This is a genomic window from Streptomyces sp. NPDC006655 (assembly GCF_040703965.1).
Taxonomy (GTDB): Bacteria; Actinomycetota; Actinomycetes; order Streptomycetales; family Streptomycetaceae; genus Streptomyces.
Genome location: NZ_JBEYJU010000006.1, coordinates 102,562 through 119,866, shown reverse-complemented (window position 1 = coordinate 119,866; position 17,305 = coordinate 102,562). Strand labels below are relative to the sequence as shown.

The window sequence follows — 17,305 nt, the reverse complement described above, 5'->3', positions numbered from 1 at the left end:
GTTGCCCGGCCGGGGCTACCCGGGGCTCTTGAGCCGGCGGAACTCGATGGTGTCGTACGCCGTTCTCGTGCCCGTCTCGTAGAGCACCCCCACCGTGCCCTTGGCCACCTGCACCAGGTCGGAGTAGGCCGCCTTCAGGCCGGAGAGGGTGGTGAGCCTCTCGAAGGTGATGCCCTCGTCCGTGCTGGCCCACAGGGCCATGGCCTTGCGGGCCGTCGGGACCGACGGCGCCGAGAAGAGCAACGGGGCGTCCGCTCCCGGCAGTTGCAGCACCGAGCCCTCGACCACGGGGACCTGCCGGAGCGTCGGCTGCACGGTGAACCGGGCGTCCAGGGTCTCGGCCCCGTCGCTGGACCAGGCGTCGAGCCGGTTGCCGGGGCTGGAGCCGTTCTGGTCGCGGGCGTTGAAGTAGAGGCGGCCGTCCGGCAGTTCGGCGGCGGTGGTCTCGTTGGCGTTGTCGTGGCCGGTGTAGGAGTCGTCGACGAAGCCCAGGTGCCAGCTGCGGCCGTGGTCGTCGCTGTAGATCGCGTGGCCGCCGTAGTACTTGGACTCCCGGCCGGTGTCGGGGGAGCCGGCGCGCGGCGCGGCGGAGTGGTCGGCGGCGACGACCAGGCGGCCCCGGTGCGGTCCCCGGGCGATGGCGACGGCATGGCCCGGACCCGTCGCGTACCAGCGCCAGCCGGCCGGTTTCACCTGGGCGGTGACCTCGTGCGGCCTGGTGAAGTGGCGGCCGTCGTCCCGGCTGCGCTGCACGAACACCCGGCGGCTCTGCTCCTTGCCGACCTGACCGCGCATGATCTGGTCCTCGTTCACCGAGCCGTCGTTGTAGGAGGTCACCAGGACCACGTCGCCGCTCGCCGGGTCGACGACGGGTGCGGGGTTGCCGCGGGTGTTCCCCTTGCCGTCGGCCACCACCCGGAGCGGGTCCCAGGTGCAGCCGCCGTCGGTGGAGCGCCTGAGGACGACATCGATGTCACCGCTGTCGCCGGTGGTGGAGTGCCGGCCCTCGGCGAAGGCGAGCAGGGTGCCGTGCCAGGTGCGGACGACGGCCGGGATGCGGTACTGGGCGTAGCCGCCCTCACCGGAGACGTAGGGCACGGAGGACGCGCAGGTGGCCGCCCAGGCCCTGGGCTGGACCGTGAACGCCCCGAGGAGCAGGGAGCCGGCCAGGACGATGCGGCTGACGCGGATCACAGGAGACTCTTGGGTCACCCCTTCATTTTTCCCCTGCATACCGACATCGCACCCCACAACGGCCAAAAGGGTCACCAGGTTTGGTATGCCGTCAGTTTCCCGCGCGGGTCACGAGGGGGTGCGGGCGGCGGCCAGCAGCCGGGTCACGTCGTCGGCGCAGATGGTCAGGGCCGCGCCGACCGTGCCGAGGACCTCGCGTTCGCGGTGGGTGTAGGGGCCGTCGGCGAGGGCGATCCGGGCGCCCTGCAGAAGCAGGGACTCCCGTCCCGCCGGGGCGAGGTGGGGGGCGAGCGGGTCGAGGGCCTCGTGCAGCTCTATGGCGAGGCTCGCGCCGCCCGGTTGCTCGAAGACCCGGCCGGTGTCGGCCGCGAGGGCGTCGACGAGGGCGCCGAGCTGGTCCTCGGTGGCGTCCTCGAACCCGGCCGCGCGCACCGCGACCGCCGCCGCCTCCAGGGACGTACGGGAGCAGGTGCCGCCCGCGGTGAGGACGGCGAGCGCGACGGTGTGCACGGCGTCGCGCAGCATCGCCGAGAAGCGGGAGGTGGTGGGGTGGTCGAGGACGTCGGTGCCGTAGTGCCGGCGGCAGGCGGCGCACTCCACGACCGGACCGGTGGTGCCGCGGGGCAGCACGGGCACGCCGAGCAGGGTGAAGCGGCGGCGGCCGGTGAGCCGCTGGTAGTTGCGGTCGCCTCCGCAGCCCGGGCAGAAGAACTCGCCGTCGCCGACGGGTGTCCACGCGGTGCGGGTGCCCAGGATGCGGGCAGGCCTGACGTCCCGGCCGTCTCGTCCCCGTACTGGCAGCACGTCGCACCTCCGTAACGCCGTGGCAACATCGCCACCGCTGGCGTGATGTTAGCCACATGGAGGAGCCGGAGTCAGTACCGCGGACGAGACCTTTCCGTGATCTTCATGGCCGGATGGCCGAGAAACAGCGGGCCCTGATCGCCGTATGCGGTGATCAGGGCCGCTGAACCGCCGGTCAGAGGGGTTATCGCGTCGCGCGGTTGACGGCGGACACGACCGCCTTCAGCGACGCACGCGTCGTGTTCGCGTCGATGCCGATTCCCCACAGGATCTTGCCGTCGATCGCGCACTCGATGTAGGAGGCGGCCTGCGCGGAGGCTCCCTCGCTCATCGTGTGCTCCTGGTAGTCCAGCAGGCGTACGTCGATGCCCAGGCTCTGCAGCGCGTCGAAGAACGCGGAGATCGGCCCGTTGCCGGAGCCGGTCAGGACGGTGTCCTCGCCGTCGACGGTGGCCTCCACGGTCAGGGTGTCCACGCCGTCCGTGTCGGTGGTCGACTGGCCCGTCCTCACCTGGACGCGGCCCCAGGGGTTCTCCGGGTTGGGCAGGTACTCGTCCTGGAAGACCGCCCAGATGTCGGAGCCGGTGACCTCGCCGCCCTCGGCGTCCGTCTTGGCCTGGATGATCTTCGAGAACTCGATCTGCATCCGGCGCGGCAGGTCCAGCTTGTGGTCGTTCTTCAGGACGTACGCGATACCGCCCTTGCCGGACTGCGAGTTGACCCGGATGACCGCCTCGTAGGAGCGGCCGACGTCCTTCGGGTCGATCGGCAGGTACGGCACCGCCCACTCGATGTCGTCGACGGTGACGCCCTTCGCGGCCGCGTCGGCCTCCATGGCGTCGAAGCCCTTCTTGATGGCGTCCTGGTGGGAGCCGGAGAAGGACGTGTAGACCAGGTCGCCCACGTACGGGTGGCGCGGGTGGACCTCCATCTGGTTGCAGTACTCCCACACGCGACGGATCTCGTCGATGTCGGAGAAGTCGATCTGCGGGTCGACGCCCTGCGAGAACAGGTTCATGCCCAGGGTGACCAGGTCGACGTTGCCGGTGCGCTCGCCCTGCCCGAACAGGCAGCCCTCGACGCGGTCGGCGCCGGCCATCAGTGCCAGCTCGGCGGCGGCGACGGCCGTACCGCGGTCGTTGTGCGGGTGGATCGACAGGCAGACGTGCTCGCGGCGGGACAGGTTGCGGCCCATCCACTCGAAGCGGTCGGCGTGCGTGGACGGCGTCGAGCGCTCCACGGTGGCCGGCAGGTTCAGGATGATCTCGCGGCCCGGGCCGGGCTGCCAGACGTCCATGACCGCCTCGCAGACCTCCAGCGCGAAGTCCAGCTCGGTGTCGGTGAAGATCTCCGGGCTGTACTGGTAGCCGAACTCCGTCTCCGGGCCCAGCAGCTTCTCGGCGTACTCCATCACCCTGCGGGTGCCGTCGACCGCGATCTGCTTGATGTCGTCCCGGGAGCCGCGGAACACCACCCGGCGGAAGACCGGCGCGGTGGCGTTGTAGAGGTGCACGGTGGCCCGCTTGGCGCCCTTCAGCGACTCCACGGTCCGCTCGATCAGGTCCTCACGGGCCTGGGTCAGGACGGAGATGGTGACGTCGTCCGGGATCGCGCCCTCTTCCTCGATGATCGAGCGCACGAAGTCGAAGTCGGTCTGACCGGAGGCGGGGAAGCCGACCTCGATCTCCTTGTAGCCCATCTTGACCAGCTGGTCGAACATCCGGCGCTTGCGCTCGGGCGACATGGGGTCGATCAGGGCCTGGTTGCCGTCGCGCAGGTCCGTGGAGAGCCAGCGGGGGGCTTCGGTGATCCGCTGCTGGGGCCAGGTGCGGTCGGGGATGTCGACCTGCTCGTAACGGCCGTACTTGTGGATCGGCATGGTGGTGGGCTGCTGGCGGTTCGCCATGATGCGGGGCTCCTGGTGGGTGTCCGGAAGGACGGCCGACGACGCAACACGAAGCTCCGCGGGGAGGGAGTCGACCTGGACTACAGGCCCTCGCCGCGGCAGCTAAGAAGAAGCAGCCCGAAACGCATGATGCACAGCACTCTAGCCGAGCCCCATGGAGCAAGCGGTTCTGTATCAGCATGCGGGACTACCGGCGCCCCGCCAGGGGCGCTGGGGGTACCCCCGGCCGAAGGCTGGGGGAGGAACTGCGCGACCAGCCCCCACCGCGCCGCACCGCACCGCATAACACAGAGCAACCACCCCGTGACGAGAGCATCCCCATATTTCACCAATCATGGTTGCACCTAGTGACACAGAGCTAACGCGGTGCCATCGTGCCGAGCATGACGACCAACGGGGGCTACAGGCCCGTCTTCTGCACGATCGTGCCGCCGCACATCCTCGACCACCTCGCCACCCACGAGGACCCGGCGCTCGCCGACCCCGCGCTGCGCACCCTCCAGCACGACTCCGCCCAGCGCACCCACCGCCGCGTGACCGCCGTCCGCACCACCGCGGTCGCGGTCGGCCCGGCGCCCACCACGGCGCAACCCCACCGCACCGTCTACGACGCCGGCCACCGCACCGACCTGCCCGGCACCGAGGTCCGCGCGGAGGGCTCCGAGCCCGGCCCGGACGCCACCGTCAACCGCGCCTACGCGGGCCTCGGCGCCACCTTCGACCTGTACCTGAAGGCGTACGAGCGGAACTCCATCGACGGCGACGGCCTGCCGCTCAACGCGAGCGTCCACTACGACGTCGACTACGACAACGCCTTCTGGAACGGCGAGCAGATGGTGTTCGGCGACGGCGACGGGCAGATCTTCACCGACTTCACCAGCTCGGTCGACGTCATCGGCCACGAGCTCACGCACGGCGTCACCCAGTACACCGCCAACCTGGAGTACTACGGCCAGTCCGGCGCGCTCAACGAGTCGGTCTCCGACGTCTTCGGCTCGCTCATCAAGCAGTACTCCCTCGGCCAGACCGCCGACCAGGCGGACTGGCTGATCGGCGAGGGCCTGCTCGCGCCCGGCGTGCACGGGGTGGCGCTGCGCTCGATGAAGGCCCCGGGCACCGCGTACGACGACCCGCGCCTCGGCAAGGACCCGCAGCCGGCGACCATGCAGCACTACGTGCGCACCAGCCGGGACAACGGCGGCGTGCACATCAACTCGGGCATCCCCAACCACGCCTTCTACCTGCTCGCCACCGCCCTCGGCAGCAACGCCTGGGAGAAGGCCGGGCAGATCTGGTACGACGTCCTCACCGGCGGCGCACTCGCCACGGACGCCGACTTCGCGGACTTCGCGAAACTCACCGTGGCCGCCGCCAAGGCCCGCTACCAGGAGGGCGCGGAGACCAAGGCGGTGCTCGGCGCCTGGGCACAGGTGGGGGTGCCGACCGCCTGAATCCGTACTACACAGGGACCCATGCGTATTCAGGTGAGGCGTACGGGCGGGTTCGCGGGTATCGAGCGCCGGGCCGAGGTGGAGACCTCCGACAGGCCCGACGCCCAGGAGTGGCAGGCCCTGGCCGAGCAGGCGCTCGCGGCCGGCCGGGGCACGCCGCCGCCGGGAGTGCCGGACGGGTTCGCGTACGAGATCACGGTGGACGGCCGGACCGTGTACGCGGCCGATCCGACCCTGACGGACGGGCAACGCGAACTGATCTCACGGGTGTTGAAGGAGGGGGCGTGAGCAGGTCCGCCGACGGGTAGGTCCGGTCCGGGAGCCGCCGTTCGGTGCGGCCGGTTCACGCCAGGGCGTTGACTTATGTTACCGGGGGTAAGGATGATCCCCGCCATGGCGAACGAAGCGGCCGGTCCGCACCTCCCTCTCCCCCGTTTCCCTGACGGCTTCCTCTGGGGCGTGTCGACCTCGGCCCACCAGATCGAGGGCGCGGCCGACGAACGCGAGCAGTCCGTGTGGGACGTCTTCGAGGCGGAACCGGGCCGCGTCAAGGACGGCTCGACGGCGGCGGTGGCCTGCGACCACCTGCACCGGTACCCCGAGGACGTGGCACTGCTGGCCGGCCTCGGCGTGGACGCGTACCGCTTCTCGGTCTCCTGGCCGAGGGTGCGCGCGACGGGCGGACTCGACTTCTACGACCGGCTCGTCGACGCACTGTGCGCGGCGGGCGTACGGCCGGTCCCCACCCTCTTCCACTGGGACCTGCCGACCGCTCTCCAGGAGAAGGGCGGCTGGCTGGAACGGGACACCGCCGCCCGCTTCGCCGACCACGTCGCGACGGTCGCGGACCGGCTGGGCGACCGGGTGCACAAGTGGATCACCCTCAACGAACCCGCCGAACACACCCTGTTCGGCCACGCGCTCGGCGCCCACGCCCCCGGCGAGCAGCTCATGTTCGACGCCCTCCCGGCCGCCCACCACCAGCTCCTCGCCCACGGCCTGGCCGTGCGGGCGCTGCGCGCGGCCGGTGCGACCGACATCGGCATCGCCAACTCGCACGGCCCGACCTGGCCGGCCTCGCAGGAACAGCCGGACCTGGAGGCGGCCGCTTTCTACGACCTGCTCCTCAACCGCCTGTTCGCCGAGCCGGTCCTGCTCGGCGAGTACCCCGACGGCATGGGCGATCTGATGCCCGGCGACGTCGCGGCCGACCTGTTGGTGATCGCCGAACCGCTGGACTGGTACGGCGTCAACTACTACGCCCCCACGAAGGTGGGCGCCCCGCAGGGCACCGAGATCGAGTTCGGCGGTCTCACCCTGCCCGCCGAACTCCCCTTCTCCGTGCAGGACATCGAGGGCGTACCCGTGACGGACTTCGGCTGGCCGGTGGTCCCGGAGGGCCTCACCGAACTCCTCACCGGCTTCCGCGACCGCTACGGCGACCGGCTCCCGCCGGTCGTCATCACCGAGAACGGCTGCTCGTACGAGGGCCTCGACGACCAGGACCGCATCGCCTACCTGGACGGGCACATCCGCGCGCTGCACCGGGCCGTCGAGGCCGGGGTGGACGTGCGCGGCTACTTCGTCTGGTCGCTGCTCGACAACTTCGAGTGGGCGGAGGGGTACGAGCGCCGCTTCGGCCTGGTCCACGTCGACTACGCGACCCTGACGCGGACGCCGAAGGCGTCGTACGGCTGGTTCCGGGACGCGCTGCGGGCGCAGAGATGACGACGACCCGCGACCCGGCCGGGGAGCCCGCCGCCCTGGCGGAGCCGTCCGACCGGGTCGGCCGGGGCTGGACCTGGGCGCTGTGCCTCGCCAACGGGGCGATCTGGGTGGGCTGGTACGGCCCCCTGCAGATCCTGCTGGCCTCCCAGGCGAAGGACTTCGCGCCCGGCTCCGGGATGTCCAAGGAGACGATGCTGGCGTGGGTGACGGGCGCCGGCGCCGTGGTCTCCCTGCTGGCGAACCCCTTGTTCGGGGCGCTGTCGGACCGGACGACGTCCCGGTGGGGCCGTCGCACGCCGTGGATCGTCGCCGGTACGGCGGGCGGGGCGCTGTCCCTGCTGCTCCTCGCGGGCGCCGGCGGCATGGGGACGATGACGCTGGGCTGGTGCCTGGTCCAGCTGACGCTGAACGCGTCGTTCGCGGCGGTGACGGCCGCGGTGCCGGACCGGGTGCCGCGGCTCCAGCGGGGCTCGGTGGGCGGCTGGCTGGGGGCCGCGCAGATCCTCGGGGTGGTCGGCGGCACCGGTCTGGCGACGGCCGCCGGGGGCGTCGGGGCGGGCTATGCGGCGTGCGCGGTGTTCACGGCGGTGGGCGTCCTGCCGTACGTGCTGCGCCACCCGGATCTGCGGCTGCGGCCGGCGGACCGGCCGCCCTGGTCCTGGCGGGGCTTCCTCGCGGGGTTCTGGCTCAGTCCGCGCCGCCATCCGGACCTGGGGTGGGCGTGGCTGACCCGTTTCCTGATCAACCTGAGCAACGCGCTGGTGCTGCTGTACCTCCTGTACTACCTGCGGGACCGGCTCCATCACCACGACCCCGAACAGGGGGTGCTGGTCCTGACGGCGGTGAACGGGCTGACGCTGATGGCGACGGTGGTGGTCGGCGGGGTCTGGTCGGACCGGGTGGGGCGGCGCAAGCCGTTCGTGGTCTGGTCCGGGATGCTGATGGCGGCGGCGACCGCGCTGCTGGCGGTCTGGGAGACCTGGCCGGGCGCGATCGTCGCGGCGGCCCTGCTCGGCATCGGCTTCGGGGTGTTCACCTCGGTGGACTTCGCGCTGATGACGGACGTCCTGCCGAAGGCCCTGGACCGGGGCAAGGACCTCGGCGTCATCAACGTCGCCAACGCCCTGCCCCAGGTGGCGGCCCCCGTCCTCGCCGCACCGATCGTGACGTACCTGGGCGGCTACCGGATGCTGTACCTGGTGTCGGCGGCGATCGGCCTGGCGGGAGCGGGGCTGGTGGGGCGGATACGCGGGGTCGACTAGAGGGCGTGTTGCGAGTCCTAGAGGGCTCCGGCGTCCCGGGCGGTCCAGACGCTGGGATAGATCGGCCGGAAGCCGAGGTCCCGGCGGATCCGCTGGTTCGACATGATCCCGAACCAGGGGTCCGGGTCGGTGCGGCCGTACAGGCCGTCGGGCACCTCGACGCCGTTGAGCCGGTGCAGTTCCACGGTCGTGACCGGGGCGTCGTCGGCGATGTTGTACACCGGGCCGTTCACCGCGGGCGCGTACAGCAGCCGCAGCAGCCCCTGCGCGACATCCGCGTGGTGGGCCATCTGGAGCCGCTGCGCGGGGGCCCAGCGCGCGGCCCAGTGCATGACGTTCGCGAGGTGGGGATCGCCTTCGCCGTAGACGAAGGGCAGCCGTCCGACGCGTACCTCCATCTCCCCGCCGAGCGCCAGCAGTTCCCGCTCGGCGCTGATCTTGGACTCGGCGTAGGCGCCCCACATCTCACCGCCGGGCCGGCTCTCGTCGTCCTCGGTCAGCGGGCGGCCGCGCCCGGTCCCGTACACGTTCCCGGTGCTGACCTGCACGAACCGCCGTACCCCGGCGGCCAGGGCGGCCCGTCCGAGCGCCACGGCCGCGTCCCGGTTGACCGCCCAGGCCTCCTCGTCGGGAACGCCCCGGAAGGCGGCCGCCACGTTCACGACGGCATCGGCCCCGGCCACCGCCTTCCCCAGCGCCTCCGCGTCCCGCAGATCCCCGGCGACGACCTCGGCGCCCCGTCGCGCGAACGGCTCCCCGCGGGCCGCGTCCCGGACGAGCACCCGCACCTGCTCGCCCGGCTGCCGCTGTCCGAGCAACCGGGGCACGAGCCGCCGCCCGACCTGTCCGGTGGCGCCGGTGACGAGAGTGATCATGGCCTTCTCCTTCGTTCTGGGGTGCCACCACCCTGCGCCGCGCCGGCGACGACCGGGAGAGACCTCCCGATCAGGGGATCGACGGTCCCTGGATAAGCCGGACGCCCGGGGCCACCCTGGAGGGGTGAACCGCCCCGAACTCGCCGATTTCCTGCGCCGCGCCCGTACTCGCCTGGACCCCTCCGACGTGGGCCTCGCACCCGGTGCCCGGCGGCGCACTCCCGGGCTGCGCCGCGAGGAGGTGGCCTCGCTGGCCGGTATGTCGGCCGACTACTACGCCCGCCTCGAACAGTCCCGGGGCCCGCGGCCGTCCCGCCAGATGCTGACGGCACTGGCCCGCGCGCTGCGCCTGACCGAGGACGAACGGGACCACCTGTTCCACCTGGCCGGCGAGGAGCCCCCGCGCCGGACGGCGGCGAGCACCCACGTCGGCCCCGGCCTCCTCCTGGTCCTGGACCGGCTGCACGACACCCCGGCGCTGGTGGCGACGGACTGCGGCGAGGTCCTGGCCCAGAACGCGCTGTCGCGGGCGCTGAGCGGCGACGTCCTGGCCCGGCCGCCGCGCGAACGCAACCTGCTCCGCCGCTACTTCCTGGACCCGGCCGCCCGTGACCTCTTCCCGCCGGAGGACCGCCCGGCCCGAGCCCGCGAACACGTCGCGAACCTCCGCGCGGTGGCCGCGGCCCGCCCCACCGACCCGGCCCCCGCCGCCCTGGTCGCCGAACTCCGCTCCGGCAGCGAGGAGTTCGCCGGGCTCTGGGCCGCACACGAGGTGGCGGTACGCCGCTCGGCCACGAAACGCTTCCTGCACCCCACCGTCGGCCTCCTGGAACTGGACTGCGAGGTCCTCCTCAACGCCGACACCCACCAGCAACTCGTCATCCACACGGCCCGCCCGGGCACCGAGTCGCACGAACGCCTGCAACTGCTCCGGGTGCTGGGCCTCCAGGACATGACCCCGAGCGGCACCTGACCCGCCGGGTACCTTCGCCGGAGCACACAAGCGGCGACCACGTCACTGGACGCGCTGGGCGTTGAAGACCTGAATCGATATCCGAGGGTGCGGCACAAGTGAGCGGCGAGGAAATGTGGGAAGCAGCGAAGAGGCGATACCCGGTGGGGGCGCCGCGCGCGGGAAGGTGAAGGACCGTTTTCCGTTCGGGGTCTTCCTCGACCTGGACGACGCCCCGGGCGTCAACGGCTTCGTCGACCTGCTGTCGTACAACCCCGACGGCACCATCGACGACCCGGAGGCCCCGCCCGTGCCGCTCCCCGAGGTCGGGGAGACCGTGACGGGGACCGTCGCCATGCATGTGGACCGGGACCGGCAGATCCGCATCCGGGTCGGCGCCCCGTTCTGGGAGTCGTGAACGCCCGGACTCCGGACCTCCCGGTCGCGGCCGCCCTCAGAATCCCAGGCGGCGCAGCTGCTTGGGGTCGCGCTGCCAGTCCTTGGCGACCTTCACGTGGAGGTCGAGGAAGACCGGTGTGCCGAGCAGGGCCTCGATCTGCTTGCGGCTCTTGATGCCGACCTCCTTCAGGCGCTTGCCCTTGGGGCCGATGATGATGCCCTTCTGGCTGGGGCGCTCGATGAACAGGTTGGCGTGGATGTCCAGGAGGGGCTTGTCGGCGGGGCGGTCCTCGCGCGGCAGCATCTCCTCGACGACGACGGCGATGGAGTGCGGGAGTTCGTCGCGGACGCCTTCGAGGGCGGCCTCGCGGATCAGCTCCGCGATCATGACCTGTTCCGGTTCGTCGGTGAGGTCGCCCTCGGGGTAGAGGGCGGGACCCTCGGGCAGCAGCGGCACGAGCAGGTCGGCCAGCAGGCCCACCTGCTTGTCGCCGACCGCCGACACGGGGACGATCTCCGCCCACTCGAAGCCCAGTTCCTTGCCGAGCTGGTCGATCGCGATCAGCTGCTCGGCGAGGGTCTTGGAGTCGACGAGGTCGGTCTTGGTGACGACTGCGACCTTGGGGGTCTTCCGGATCCCCGCGAGTTCCTTCGCGATGAACCGGTCACCGGGACCGATCTTCTCGTTCGCCGGCAGGCAGAAGCCGATCACGTCGACCTCGGCCCAGGTGGTGCGGACCACGTCGTTCAGCCGCTCGCCGAGCAGGGTGCGCGGTTTGTGCAGGCCGGGGGTGTCGACCAGGATCAGCTGGGCGTCCTCCCGGTGCACGATCCCCCGTACCGTGTGCCGCGTGGTCTGCGGCTGGTTCGCGGTGATCGCCACCTTCTGCCCGACCAGAGCGTTCGTGAGGGTGGACTTGCCCGCGTTGGGGCGCCCGACGAAACAGGCGAAGCCCGCCCGGTGGACGGTCTCCGACGATTCCGACGGCTCGGTTGACTGGCTGCGAACGCTCATGCCCCCCATTCTCCCTGATCCACGACACCCCACCGCACCGGTGAGTTTTCGGTAACCCGGGCGCAACGAAACGTCACGGAAACACAGCCGTACGCGACCGGAAACGGAAACCGGTGACCCTCTGACGAGCCCCCACGACGTTGGAGACGCCCGTGTACCTCGCCGCCGCGCATGCCGACACCGGTGACACCGCCTGGCTGCTCGCCGCCACCGCCCTGGTGCTGCTGATGACCCCGGGCCTGGCCCTGTTCTACGGCGGCATGGTCCGCACCAAGAGCGTCCTCAACATGCTGATGATGAGCTTCGTGTCGATCGCGCTGGTCACGGTGGTGTGGCTGGCGGGCGGCTACGCGCTGGCCTTCGGGGACGACGCCTGGGCGGGTCTGGTCGGCGGCCTGGAGCACGCGGGCATGAGCGGTATCGGGCCGGCCAGCGTCCAGGGCAGCGTCCCCACCCTCCTCTTCGCCACCTTCCAGCTCACCTTCGCGATCGTCACGGCCGCGCTGGTCAGCGGCGCGGTCGCGGACCGGGCGAAGTTCGGGGCGTGGCTGGTGTTCGTGCCGGTGTGGACGGTGCTCGTATACGTTCCGGTCGCGCACTGGGTGTGGGGTCCGGGTGGCTGGATCCTGCACGACCTGGGCGCCCTGGACTTCGCCGGCGGGCTGCCCGTCGAGATCACCTCGGGCGCCTCCGGTCTCGCGCTCTGCCTGGTCCTCGGTCCGCGGCTCGGGTTCAAGAAGGACGCGATGCGCCCGCACAACCTGCCGATGGTGGTCCTGGGCGCCGGTCTGCTCTGGTTCGGCTGGTTCGGCTTCAACGCGGGCAGCGCGCTCGGCGCGAACGGTCTCGCCGCCGCCGTCTTCCTCAACACCATGGCGGCCGGCTGCACCGGCCTGCTGGGCTGGCTCTTCGTCGAGCAGAAGCGCGACGGCCACCCCACCACCCTGGGCGCCGCCTCCGGCGCGGTCGCGGGACTGGTCGCGATCACCCCGTCCTGCGGTTCGGTCTCCCTGCTCGGCGCGCTCGTCGTCGGCCTCGCCGCGGGCGTGGTCTGCTCGTACGCCGTCTCCTGGAAGTTCAAGCTGGACTACGACGACTCGCTCGACGTGGTCGGCGTGCACCTGGTCGGCGGGGTCATCGGCACCCTGCTCATCGGCCTGTTCGCCGAGAAGGCGATGACCGGCGGCACCGAGGGCCTCCTGTACGGCGGCGGGCTCGCCCAGCTCGGCAGGCAGGCGGTGGCGGTCGCGGCCGTCGCGGCGTACGCCTTCACCCTGACGTACGGCATCGGCAAGCTGCTCGACAGGGTGATGGGCTTCCGGGCCAGCGAGGAGCAGGAGCACACCGGCCTCGACCTTACGGTGCACGCCGAGACGGCTTACGATCACGGGGTCCTGGGCCATGGCGCCCCGGTCGCGCACTCCGTCCTCCCCGCCGCCCAGAAGGTCAAGACCCAGTCATGAAGCTCATCACCGCGATCGTCAAGCCCTACCGCCTCGACGCGGTGAAGACCGCGCTCCAGGAGCTCGGGGTGCACGGGCTGACCGTGACCGAGGCCAGCGGGTACGGCCGGCAGCGCGGCCACACCGAGGTGTACCGCGGCGCCGAGTACCGGGTTGACCTGGTGCCCAAGGTCCGTATCGAGGTGGTCGTGGAGGACGCCGACGCCGAGCCGGTCATCGAGGCGGTCGTCAGGGCCGCGCAGACGGGGAAGATCGGGGACGGGAAGGTGTGGGCGCTGCCGGTGGAGACCGTCGTACGGGTGCGGACGGGCGAACGCGGCCCCGACGCGCTCTGAGGTACCGGGCGGGCGACGGCAGGCCGCGGCCCCGGCGCAGCCGGGCGAACAGCGCGCCGCCCGCCACCCCGGCGACGAAGACCAGCGCCAGCACCAGCCACGGCAGGGCGAGGAACGAGGCGCTCGCCGACTCCCTGGTGCCGGTCGCGCTGGCCGTCAGCGTCACGTCGCCCCGGTCGAGCTGGGGTGCGTTCCGCCAGTGGGCGGTGAGCCGGACCTGTTCCCCCGGCAGCAGTTCGGAGGGGATGCCGGTGAGGGTGCGGCTGAGCAGCGTACGGCCGAACAGCCCCTGCGCACGCAGCCGGACCTTCGGGTTCAGGGTGACGTTGCCGGTGTTGTGCAGGGTGTAGGTGATGGTGGCGGTGCTGTCGCCGAGGCCGGGGACGAGCGGCTGGTGATGGCTGACGTGCACGTTCTCGACGGCGACGGCGGGCAGCGTCGGGCCGCTCACCCGCAGGTAGACCCGGGCGCCGACGGCCCGCCGCACGCCGAGCGCCAGGGTGCCCGCGCCGGGGTCGACGTGCTCGTCCAGGGCCACGATCGCTCCCGGATGGTCACCGGGTTCGGCACCCTGCGGCACCCGCAGCGTGAAGGGCACCGTCACCGTCCGGTGCGGGGGCACGGTGACCCGGGCCTTGGAGAGCTTCGCCCAGGCCCCCACCCCCCGCATCCGCTCGGTCGCCGTCCGGACGGCGAAGCCACCGTCGCGGGCGGTGTTGTAGGCGTCGGCCGCGTACAGCCGGAAGGTCAGCGGCCTGCCGGTCTTGTTGGCGACGGCGACCTTGTCGGTGAGGGTCTGCCCCGGATCGAGGGAGAGGTAGAAGTAGGGCCGCGCGGCGATCTTCGAGGCGACCGGGTAGACGGACCAGCTGCCGTTGTCGGCGGCGCGCGCGTCAGGCGCCGTGATCAGGGCGCCGAGGAGCAGGCTCAGGAGGAGGACATACGGCTGGGCGCGACGACGCATGGGTGCGGACCCCCGGTCGGAAGCGGTCGAGGACGGCTGTGCGCGGTCGGGTGGCGGCCGGCCGGGTGCGCGTCCGGCCACCACGGGGTGGAGTCGGCTCAGGTGAGCGTCAGGGTGAGGATCCCGGAGTACGACCCCGGGGGCGTGAACGCCGGTACGTCCAGGGAGAGTCCGGCGTCGACCGTGAACTGTCCGCCGGTGAGGGTGCCGTCCGGGGCCGACGCGAGGGTCGCTCCGGAACTGCCGACGGTGCCCGCCGAACCGGCCGCGCAGGTGCTGGGGCTGCCCGCCTTGGTCGCGCAGGCGGGCGTCCAGCTGAGCCTGCCCGCGTCGATCTTGGCGCCGGGACCGGTGAAGTCGGTGACCTTTCCGGTGAGCGACCAGCCGGCCGGCCCGCCGCGGAAGTCCTTGACGGTGACGGTCTGCAGCGCGCCCGTGGACGCTCCGCCCTGACCGAAGTCGACCGCCGACAGCGCGACGGAGTCCCCGGCCTGGGACATGGACAGCGTGCCCGCCTTGACGGTGGTGGTCAGTTTCTGGCTGCCGGGCGGCACGGGGGTGGTGTCCTTCACGACGTAGGCGGCCGGTCCGGCCCCCAGGGCGTCGCTCCACGCACTGCCCTCGTACGCCACGATCCCGGTCGTCGTCTTGTCGTTGACGACGAGGGGAGCGCTGAAGCCGCCGTCGCTGCCCGCGGTGGCGGTCGCCGTGTCCGCGGTCTGGCCGGCGCCGGACCGCCCGGCGAGCGTCACGGTGGCGCCCGGGGTGAAGTTCCGCCCGCTGACGGTCACGCTGTCACCGGGGTTCCCGGAGGCCGAACCAAGGGTGATGGCACGGTTGTTGACCGGGGTGGAGGAGGTCGCCGTGACCGTCTGGGACACCGGGGCGGGCGGGTTGGTGACCGTGCACGGGGTGTCCAGCTCCAGGATGTAGCTGGTGTGGATGTTGTAGTCGCCGGGCGAGAGCGTGATGGCACCCGGCGAGGTCACGGTGAACGTGCCGGTCATCGAGAACGACGGGAAGGTCCCGTAGCCGGGCACCGGGTCGTTCTTCTTCGGCCCGGTCACCGTCACGTCACCCGTCTGCGCGCCGCCCAGGGTCACCTTCCCGGTCGGGGTCATGATGTCGGCCGGCAGGGCGAGGGCGGTGGGGTTGTTGGCGGCGGGCGTGACCACGGTGTAGGTCACGGTGACCGTGTCGCCGACCTTCGGCGTGGTGTTGTCCACCGAGACGTTGGCGGTGGTGGTGCCGTCGATCGGCGGGAGGCCCGCGACGGCGGGCGGGATGCAGTGCGTGGCGAAGTCGACGTTCGTCCCGGCGGCACCGGCCGGGCAGGCCAGCGCGCCACCCGCCGTGACCGCGAGCGCGGTCGCCCCGAACAGTGAGATCCAGCGCCACCGTCGGGATCTTCGTGATCCTGGGGGTGAACCCATCTTTGCCCCCTCCTGAGGGTTGCGGGCGCAGCGGCTCCTCTGCGCCGACAGGGGGCCATTGATGTGGAGGGCGCGTGAGAAGTCAATGGAGATGCCGCAGAAAACTGACGGTTCATCAGCATCTGCGGCATCCGGAACGGACCCGTCACACGGTTCAGAAGACGAACGGGCCCGGGGACTGGGCGGCGCTGGACGTACAGGTGACGGTGATGCCGAAGATGACCATCTTCAGCGAGCCGCCGTGGAAGTCCAGGCTGTCACCGGGGGCCACGGTGCCCGGCAGCGGGCCGACGGTGACCGGGGAGCCGGCGGCCATGGCCGGGTTCACGGTGCCGCTGAAGACCCGGTTGGCGCCGGTGGAGTTGGACATCGTGAGCGTGGAGGCGATGGAGTTCGCCGACAGGGCGAGCGGGGTGGTGATCGCGCTGGAGGTGAGCGTGAGGGTGGCCGCGGTGCCGGTCTGGGTCGCGGTGAGGGTGGCCGTGCCGCCGCCGAAGAGGCCGCAGCTGGCGGTGACGGTCGCGGTGGTCGGGGTGACGGCGGCGGCCGAGGGCGCGAACGCCAGTGCCGTGGCGGCGAGTGCTCCCGCCGCGAGTGCCGCACCTGTGGTGATTCGCTTCATGGGGCAGTGCTCCCTTCCCGTTGCACGGTGCATGGGAATGCCATGTGGGGATGGTGACGCCCCCCGATTCGGGTGGATGCGGGCACACCGCGGGAGGTCCTGTCCGACGCCCCGTCCGGATCTGACGGTCCGTCGGAACGTACGGTCCCCATTGATGCCCCGGAGCCCGGGACCGACAAGGTTGAATTCCGGCCTACCTTTCCGCAGGGGTAGCTGAAGGGCGCCGTTGCGGAGGGGTGGTCGCGGTGATGGCGCGGCTGCGGGTGGGTGGGGGCTGGTCGCGCAGTTCCCCGCGCCCCTTACGGGGGCTGACTGGTCCCACCTCAAGGGGCGCTGGGGTCCCCCCGGCCGAAGGCTGGGGGAGGAACTGCGCGGGCGACCACGACGGCGCCGCACCCACCCCACACACCCTCACCCACCGGAGTCAACGAAGTCCCGCCCTTCCCCCGACGGAGTCAGCCGAGAGCTCGCTGCTCGGCGGACCGAGTCGGGTGGGCGGGTGGGCGGGTGGGCGGGTGGGACAAGGACTAGGCGGGGACAGTGAGCCGAACCTCCCCGTCGGCCCCCGCCAGCAGCACCGGCGTCCCCGGCCCCCCGAGATCCCGCACCGCGGCCAGGTCCTCCGCGTCGACCTCCTCGCCCCCGGAGACGACCGCCGCCGCCTCCAGCGACTCCGCCCCCGACGCCACCGCCATCGCCACCGCCGTCCGCAGCGCGCTCAGCTTCAGCGAGGGCAGCTCCACGGTCCCCGCCACATACGTACGGCCCGTGGTGTCCCGTACCGCCGCCCCCTCCGGCACCCCGTTGCGGGCGCGGGCCGAGCGGGCCAGGGTGACGATCTTGCGGTCCTCGGGGTCAAGCGCGTTGCTGTCGGTCATGCCCCGAGCATACGAACCCCACGC

Annotated in this window: 17 protein-coding genes; 8 read left to right on the top strand and 9 right to left on the bottom strand. The window is 71.8% G+C overall.

The features are described from left to right. Positions 1–15: 15 nt before the first annotated feature. The 3 genes from AB0958_RS05380 to leuA all read right to left on the bottom strand — a co-directional run bounded on the left by AB0958_RS05380 (position 16) and on the right by leuA (position 3,904). Positions 16–1,170, bottom strand: a complete 1,155-nt coding sequence (locus tag AB0958_RS05380) for a sialidase family protein (RefSeq protein WP_366889018.1) — start codon at positions 1,168–1,170, stop codon at positions 16–18. 132 nt (positions 1,171–1,302) lie between these two features. Beyond that, positions 1,303–1,998: a TerB family tellurite resistance protein gene (locus tag AB0958_RS05375; protein ID WP_366888961.1), complete on the bottom strand. Its 696-nt coding sequence runs from the start codon at positions 1,996–1,998 to the stop codon at positions 1,303–1,305. Positions 1,999–2,182: 184 nt separating this feature from the next. After that, positions 2,183–3,904 carry a 2-isopropylmalate synthase gene (leuA, locus tag AB0958_RS05370; RefSeq protein WP_366888960.1) on the bottom strand — a complete coding sequence of 574 codons (1,722 nt, stop codon included), beginning with the start codon at positions 3,902–3,904 and terminating at the stop codon, positions 2,183–2,185. A 383-nt stretch (positions 3,905–4,287) separates the two neighbouring features. Here leuA and AB0958_RS05365 point away from each other — a divergent pair, with 383 nt between their 5' ends. The 4 genes from AB0958_RS05365 to AB0958_RS05350 all read left to right on the top strand — a co-directional run bounded on the left by AB0958_RS05365 (position 4,288) and on the right by AB0958_RS05350 (position 8,345). Then, positions 4,288–5,355, top strand: coding sequence for a M4 family metallopeptidase (locus AB0958_RS05365; protein WP_366888959.1), 1,068 nt, complete (start codon positions 4,288–4,290; stop codon positions 5,353–5,355). Between the two features lie 21 nt (positions 5,356–5,376). Next, the gene (locus AB0958_RS05360; protein WP_366888958.1) at positions 5,377–5,643 is read left to right on the top strand and encodes a protealysin inhibitor emfourin; all 267 of its coding nucleotides are present in this window, start codon (positions 5,377–5,379) and stop codon (positions 5,641–5,643) included. A gap of 105 nt (positions 5,644–5,748) precedes the next feature. After that, positions 5,749–7,083 carry a GH1 family beta-glucosidase gene (locus AB0958_RS05355; RefSeq protein WP_366888957.1) on the top strand — a complete coding sequence of 445 codons (1,335 nt, stop codon included), beginning with the start codon at positions 5,749–5,751 and terminating at the stop codon, positions 7,081–7,083. Further along, on the top strand, positions 7,080–8,345 hold the full coding sequence (locus AB0958_RS05350) for an MFS transporter (protein ID WP_366888955.1): 1,266 nt from the start codon (positions 7,080–7,082) through the stop codon (positions 8,343–8,345). Before AB0958_RS05355 ends, AB0958_RS05350 begins: the two co-directional genes overlap by 4 nt. Positions 8,346–8,362: 17 nt before the next feature. On the opposite strand, the gene AB0958_RS05345 is transcribed toward AB0958_RS05350, so the two are convergent. After that, on the bottom strand, positions 8,363–9,220 hold the full coding sequence (locus tag AB0958_RS05345) for an NAD(P)-dependent oxidoreductase (protein WP_366888954.1): 858 nt from the start codon (positions 9,218–9,220) through the stop codon (positions 8,363–8,365). A 124-nt stretch (positions 9,221–9,344) separates the two neighbouring features. On the opposite strand from AB0958_RS05345, the gene AB0958_RS05340 reads away from it, so the two are divergent. Continuing rightward, complete coding sequence (locus AB0958_RS05340) at positions 9,345–10,193, top strand: helix-turn-helix transcriptional regulator (protein ID WP_366888953.1); 849 nt, start codon at positions 9,345–9,347, stop codon at positions 10,191–10,193. A gap of 115 nt (positions 10,194–10,308) precedes the next feature. Further along, complete coding sequence (locus tag AB0958_RS05335) at positions 10,309–10,590, top strand: hypothetical protein (RefSeq protein WP_366888952.1); 282 nt, start codon at positions 10,309–10,311, stop codon at positions 10,588–10,590. Positions 10,591–10,626: 36 nt separating this feature from the next. On the opposite strand, the gene era is transcribed toward AB0958_RS05335, so the two are convergent. Then, entirely contained in the window at positions 10,627–11,586 is a 960-nt protein-coding gene (gene era / locus AB0958_RS05330) for a GTPase Era (RefSeq protein ID WP_366888951.1), read from the bottom strand. Positions 11,587–11,738: 152 nt separating this feature from the next. Between era and AB0958_RS05325 the strand changes: the two genes are divergently transcribed. Both AB0958_RS05325 and AB0958_RS05320 read left to right on the top strand, forming a co-directional pair. Beyond that, entirely contained in the window at positions 11,739–13,049 is a 1,311-nt protein-coding gene (locus AB0958_RS05325; RefSeq protein WP_366889017.1) for an ammonium transporter, read from the top strand. Next, on the top strand, positions 13,046–13,384 hold the full coding sequence (locus AB0958_RS05320) for a P-II family nitrogen regulator (protein WP_046729838.1): 339 nt from the start codon (positions 13,046–13,048) through the stop codon (positions 13,382–13,384). Before AB0958_RS05325 ends, AB0958_RS05320 begins: the two co-directional genes overlap by 4 nt. Here AB0958_RS05320 and AB0958_RS05315 read toward each other — a convergent pair. The 4 genes from AB0958_RS05315 to AB0958_RS05300 all read right to left on the bottom strand — a co-directional run bounded on the left by AB0958_RS05315 (position 13,278) and on the right by AB0958_RS05300 (position 17,281). Beyond that, entirely contained in the window at positions 13,278–14,348 is a 1,071-nt protein-coding gene (locus AB0958_RS05315) for a DUF916 domain-containing protein (RefSeq protein ID WP_366888950.1), read from the bottom strand. The two genes, AB0958_RS05320 and AB0958_RS05315, sit on opposite strands and share 107 nt — an antisense overlap. Positions 14,349–14,446: 98 nt before the next feature. Then, on the bottom strand, positions 14,447–15,781 hold the full coding sequence (locus AB0958_RS05310; RefSeq protein ID WP_366888949.1) for a beta-xylosidase: 1,335 nt from the start codon (positions 15,779–15,781) through the stop codon (positions 14,447–14,449). Between the two features lie 154 nt (positions 15,782–15,935). Next, on the bottom strand, positions 15,936–16,403 hold the full coding sequence (locus tag AB0958_RS05305; protein WP_366888948.1) for a hypothetical protein: 468 nt from the start codon (positions 16,401–16,403) through the stop codon (positions 15,936–15,938). Positions 16,404–16,930: 527 nt separating this feature from the next. After that, the gene (locus AB0958_RS05300) at positions 16,931–17,281 is read right to left on the bottom strand and encodes a cytidine deaminase (RefSeq protein WP_366888947.1); all 351 of its coding nucleotides are present in this window, start codon (positions 17,279–17,281) and stop codon (positions 16,931–16,933) included. Between the last annotated feature and the right edge of the window lie 24 nt (positions 17,282–17,305).

Coding starts and splice junctions, on each gene's coding strand:
- AB0958_RS05345 (WP_366888954.1), bottom strand. CDS start 9,220: ATGATCACTCTCGTCACCGGCGCCACCGGACAGGTCGGGCGGCGGCTC.
- AB0958_RS05310 (WP_366888949.1), bottom strand. CDS start 15,781: ATGGGTTCACCCCCAGGATCACGAAGATCCCGACGGTGGCGCTGGATC.
- AB0958_RS05305 (WP_366888948.1), bottom strand. CDS start 16,403: ATGAAGCGAATCACCACAGGTGCGGCACTCGCGGCGGGAGCACTCGCC.
- AB0958_RS05355 (WP_366888957.1), top strand. CDS start 5,749: ATGGCGAACGAAGCGGCCGGTCCGCACCTCCCTCTCCCCCGTTTCCCT.
- AB0958_RS05320 (WP_046729838.1), top strand. CDS start 13,046: ATGAAGCTCATCACCGCGATCGTCAAGCCCTACCGCCTCGACGCGGTG.
- era (WP_366888951.1), bottom strand. CDS start 11,586: ATGAGCGTTCGCAGCCAGTCAACCGAGCCGTCGGAATCGTCGGAGACC.
- leuA (WP_366888960.1), bottom strand. CDS start 3,904: ATGGCGAACCGCCAGCAGCCCACCACCATGCCGATCCACAAGTACGGC.
- AB0958_RS05350 (WP_366888955.1), top strand. CDS start 7,080: ATGACGACGACCCGCGACCCGGCCGGGGAGCCCGCCGCCCTGGCGGAG.
- AB0958_RS05315 (WP_366888950.1), bottom strand. CDS start 14,348: ATGCGTCGTCGCGCCCAGCCGTATGTCCTCCTCCTGAGCCTGCTCCTC.
- AB0958_RS05365 (WP_366888959.1), top strand. CDS start 4,288: ATGACGACCAACGGGGGCTACAGGCCCGTCTTCTGCACGATCGTGCCG.
- AB0958_RS05360 (WP_366888958.1), top strand. CDS start 5,377: ATGCGTATTCAGGTGAGGCGTACGGGCGGGTTCGCGGGTATCGAGCGC.
- AB0958_RS05300 (WP_366888947.1), bottom strand. CDS start 17,281: ATGACCGACAGCAACGCGCTTGACCCCGAGGACCGCAAGATCGTCACC.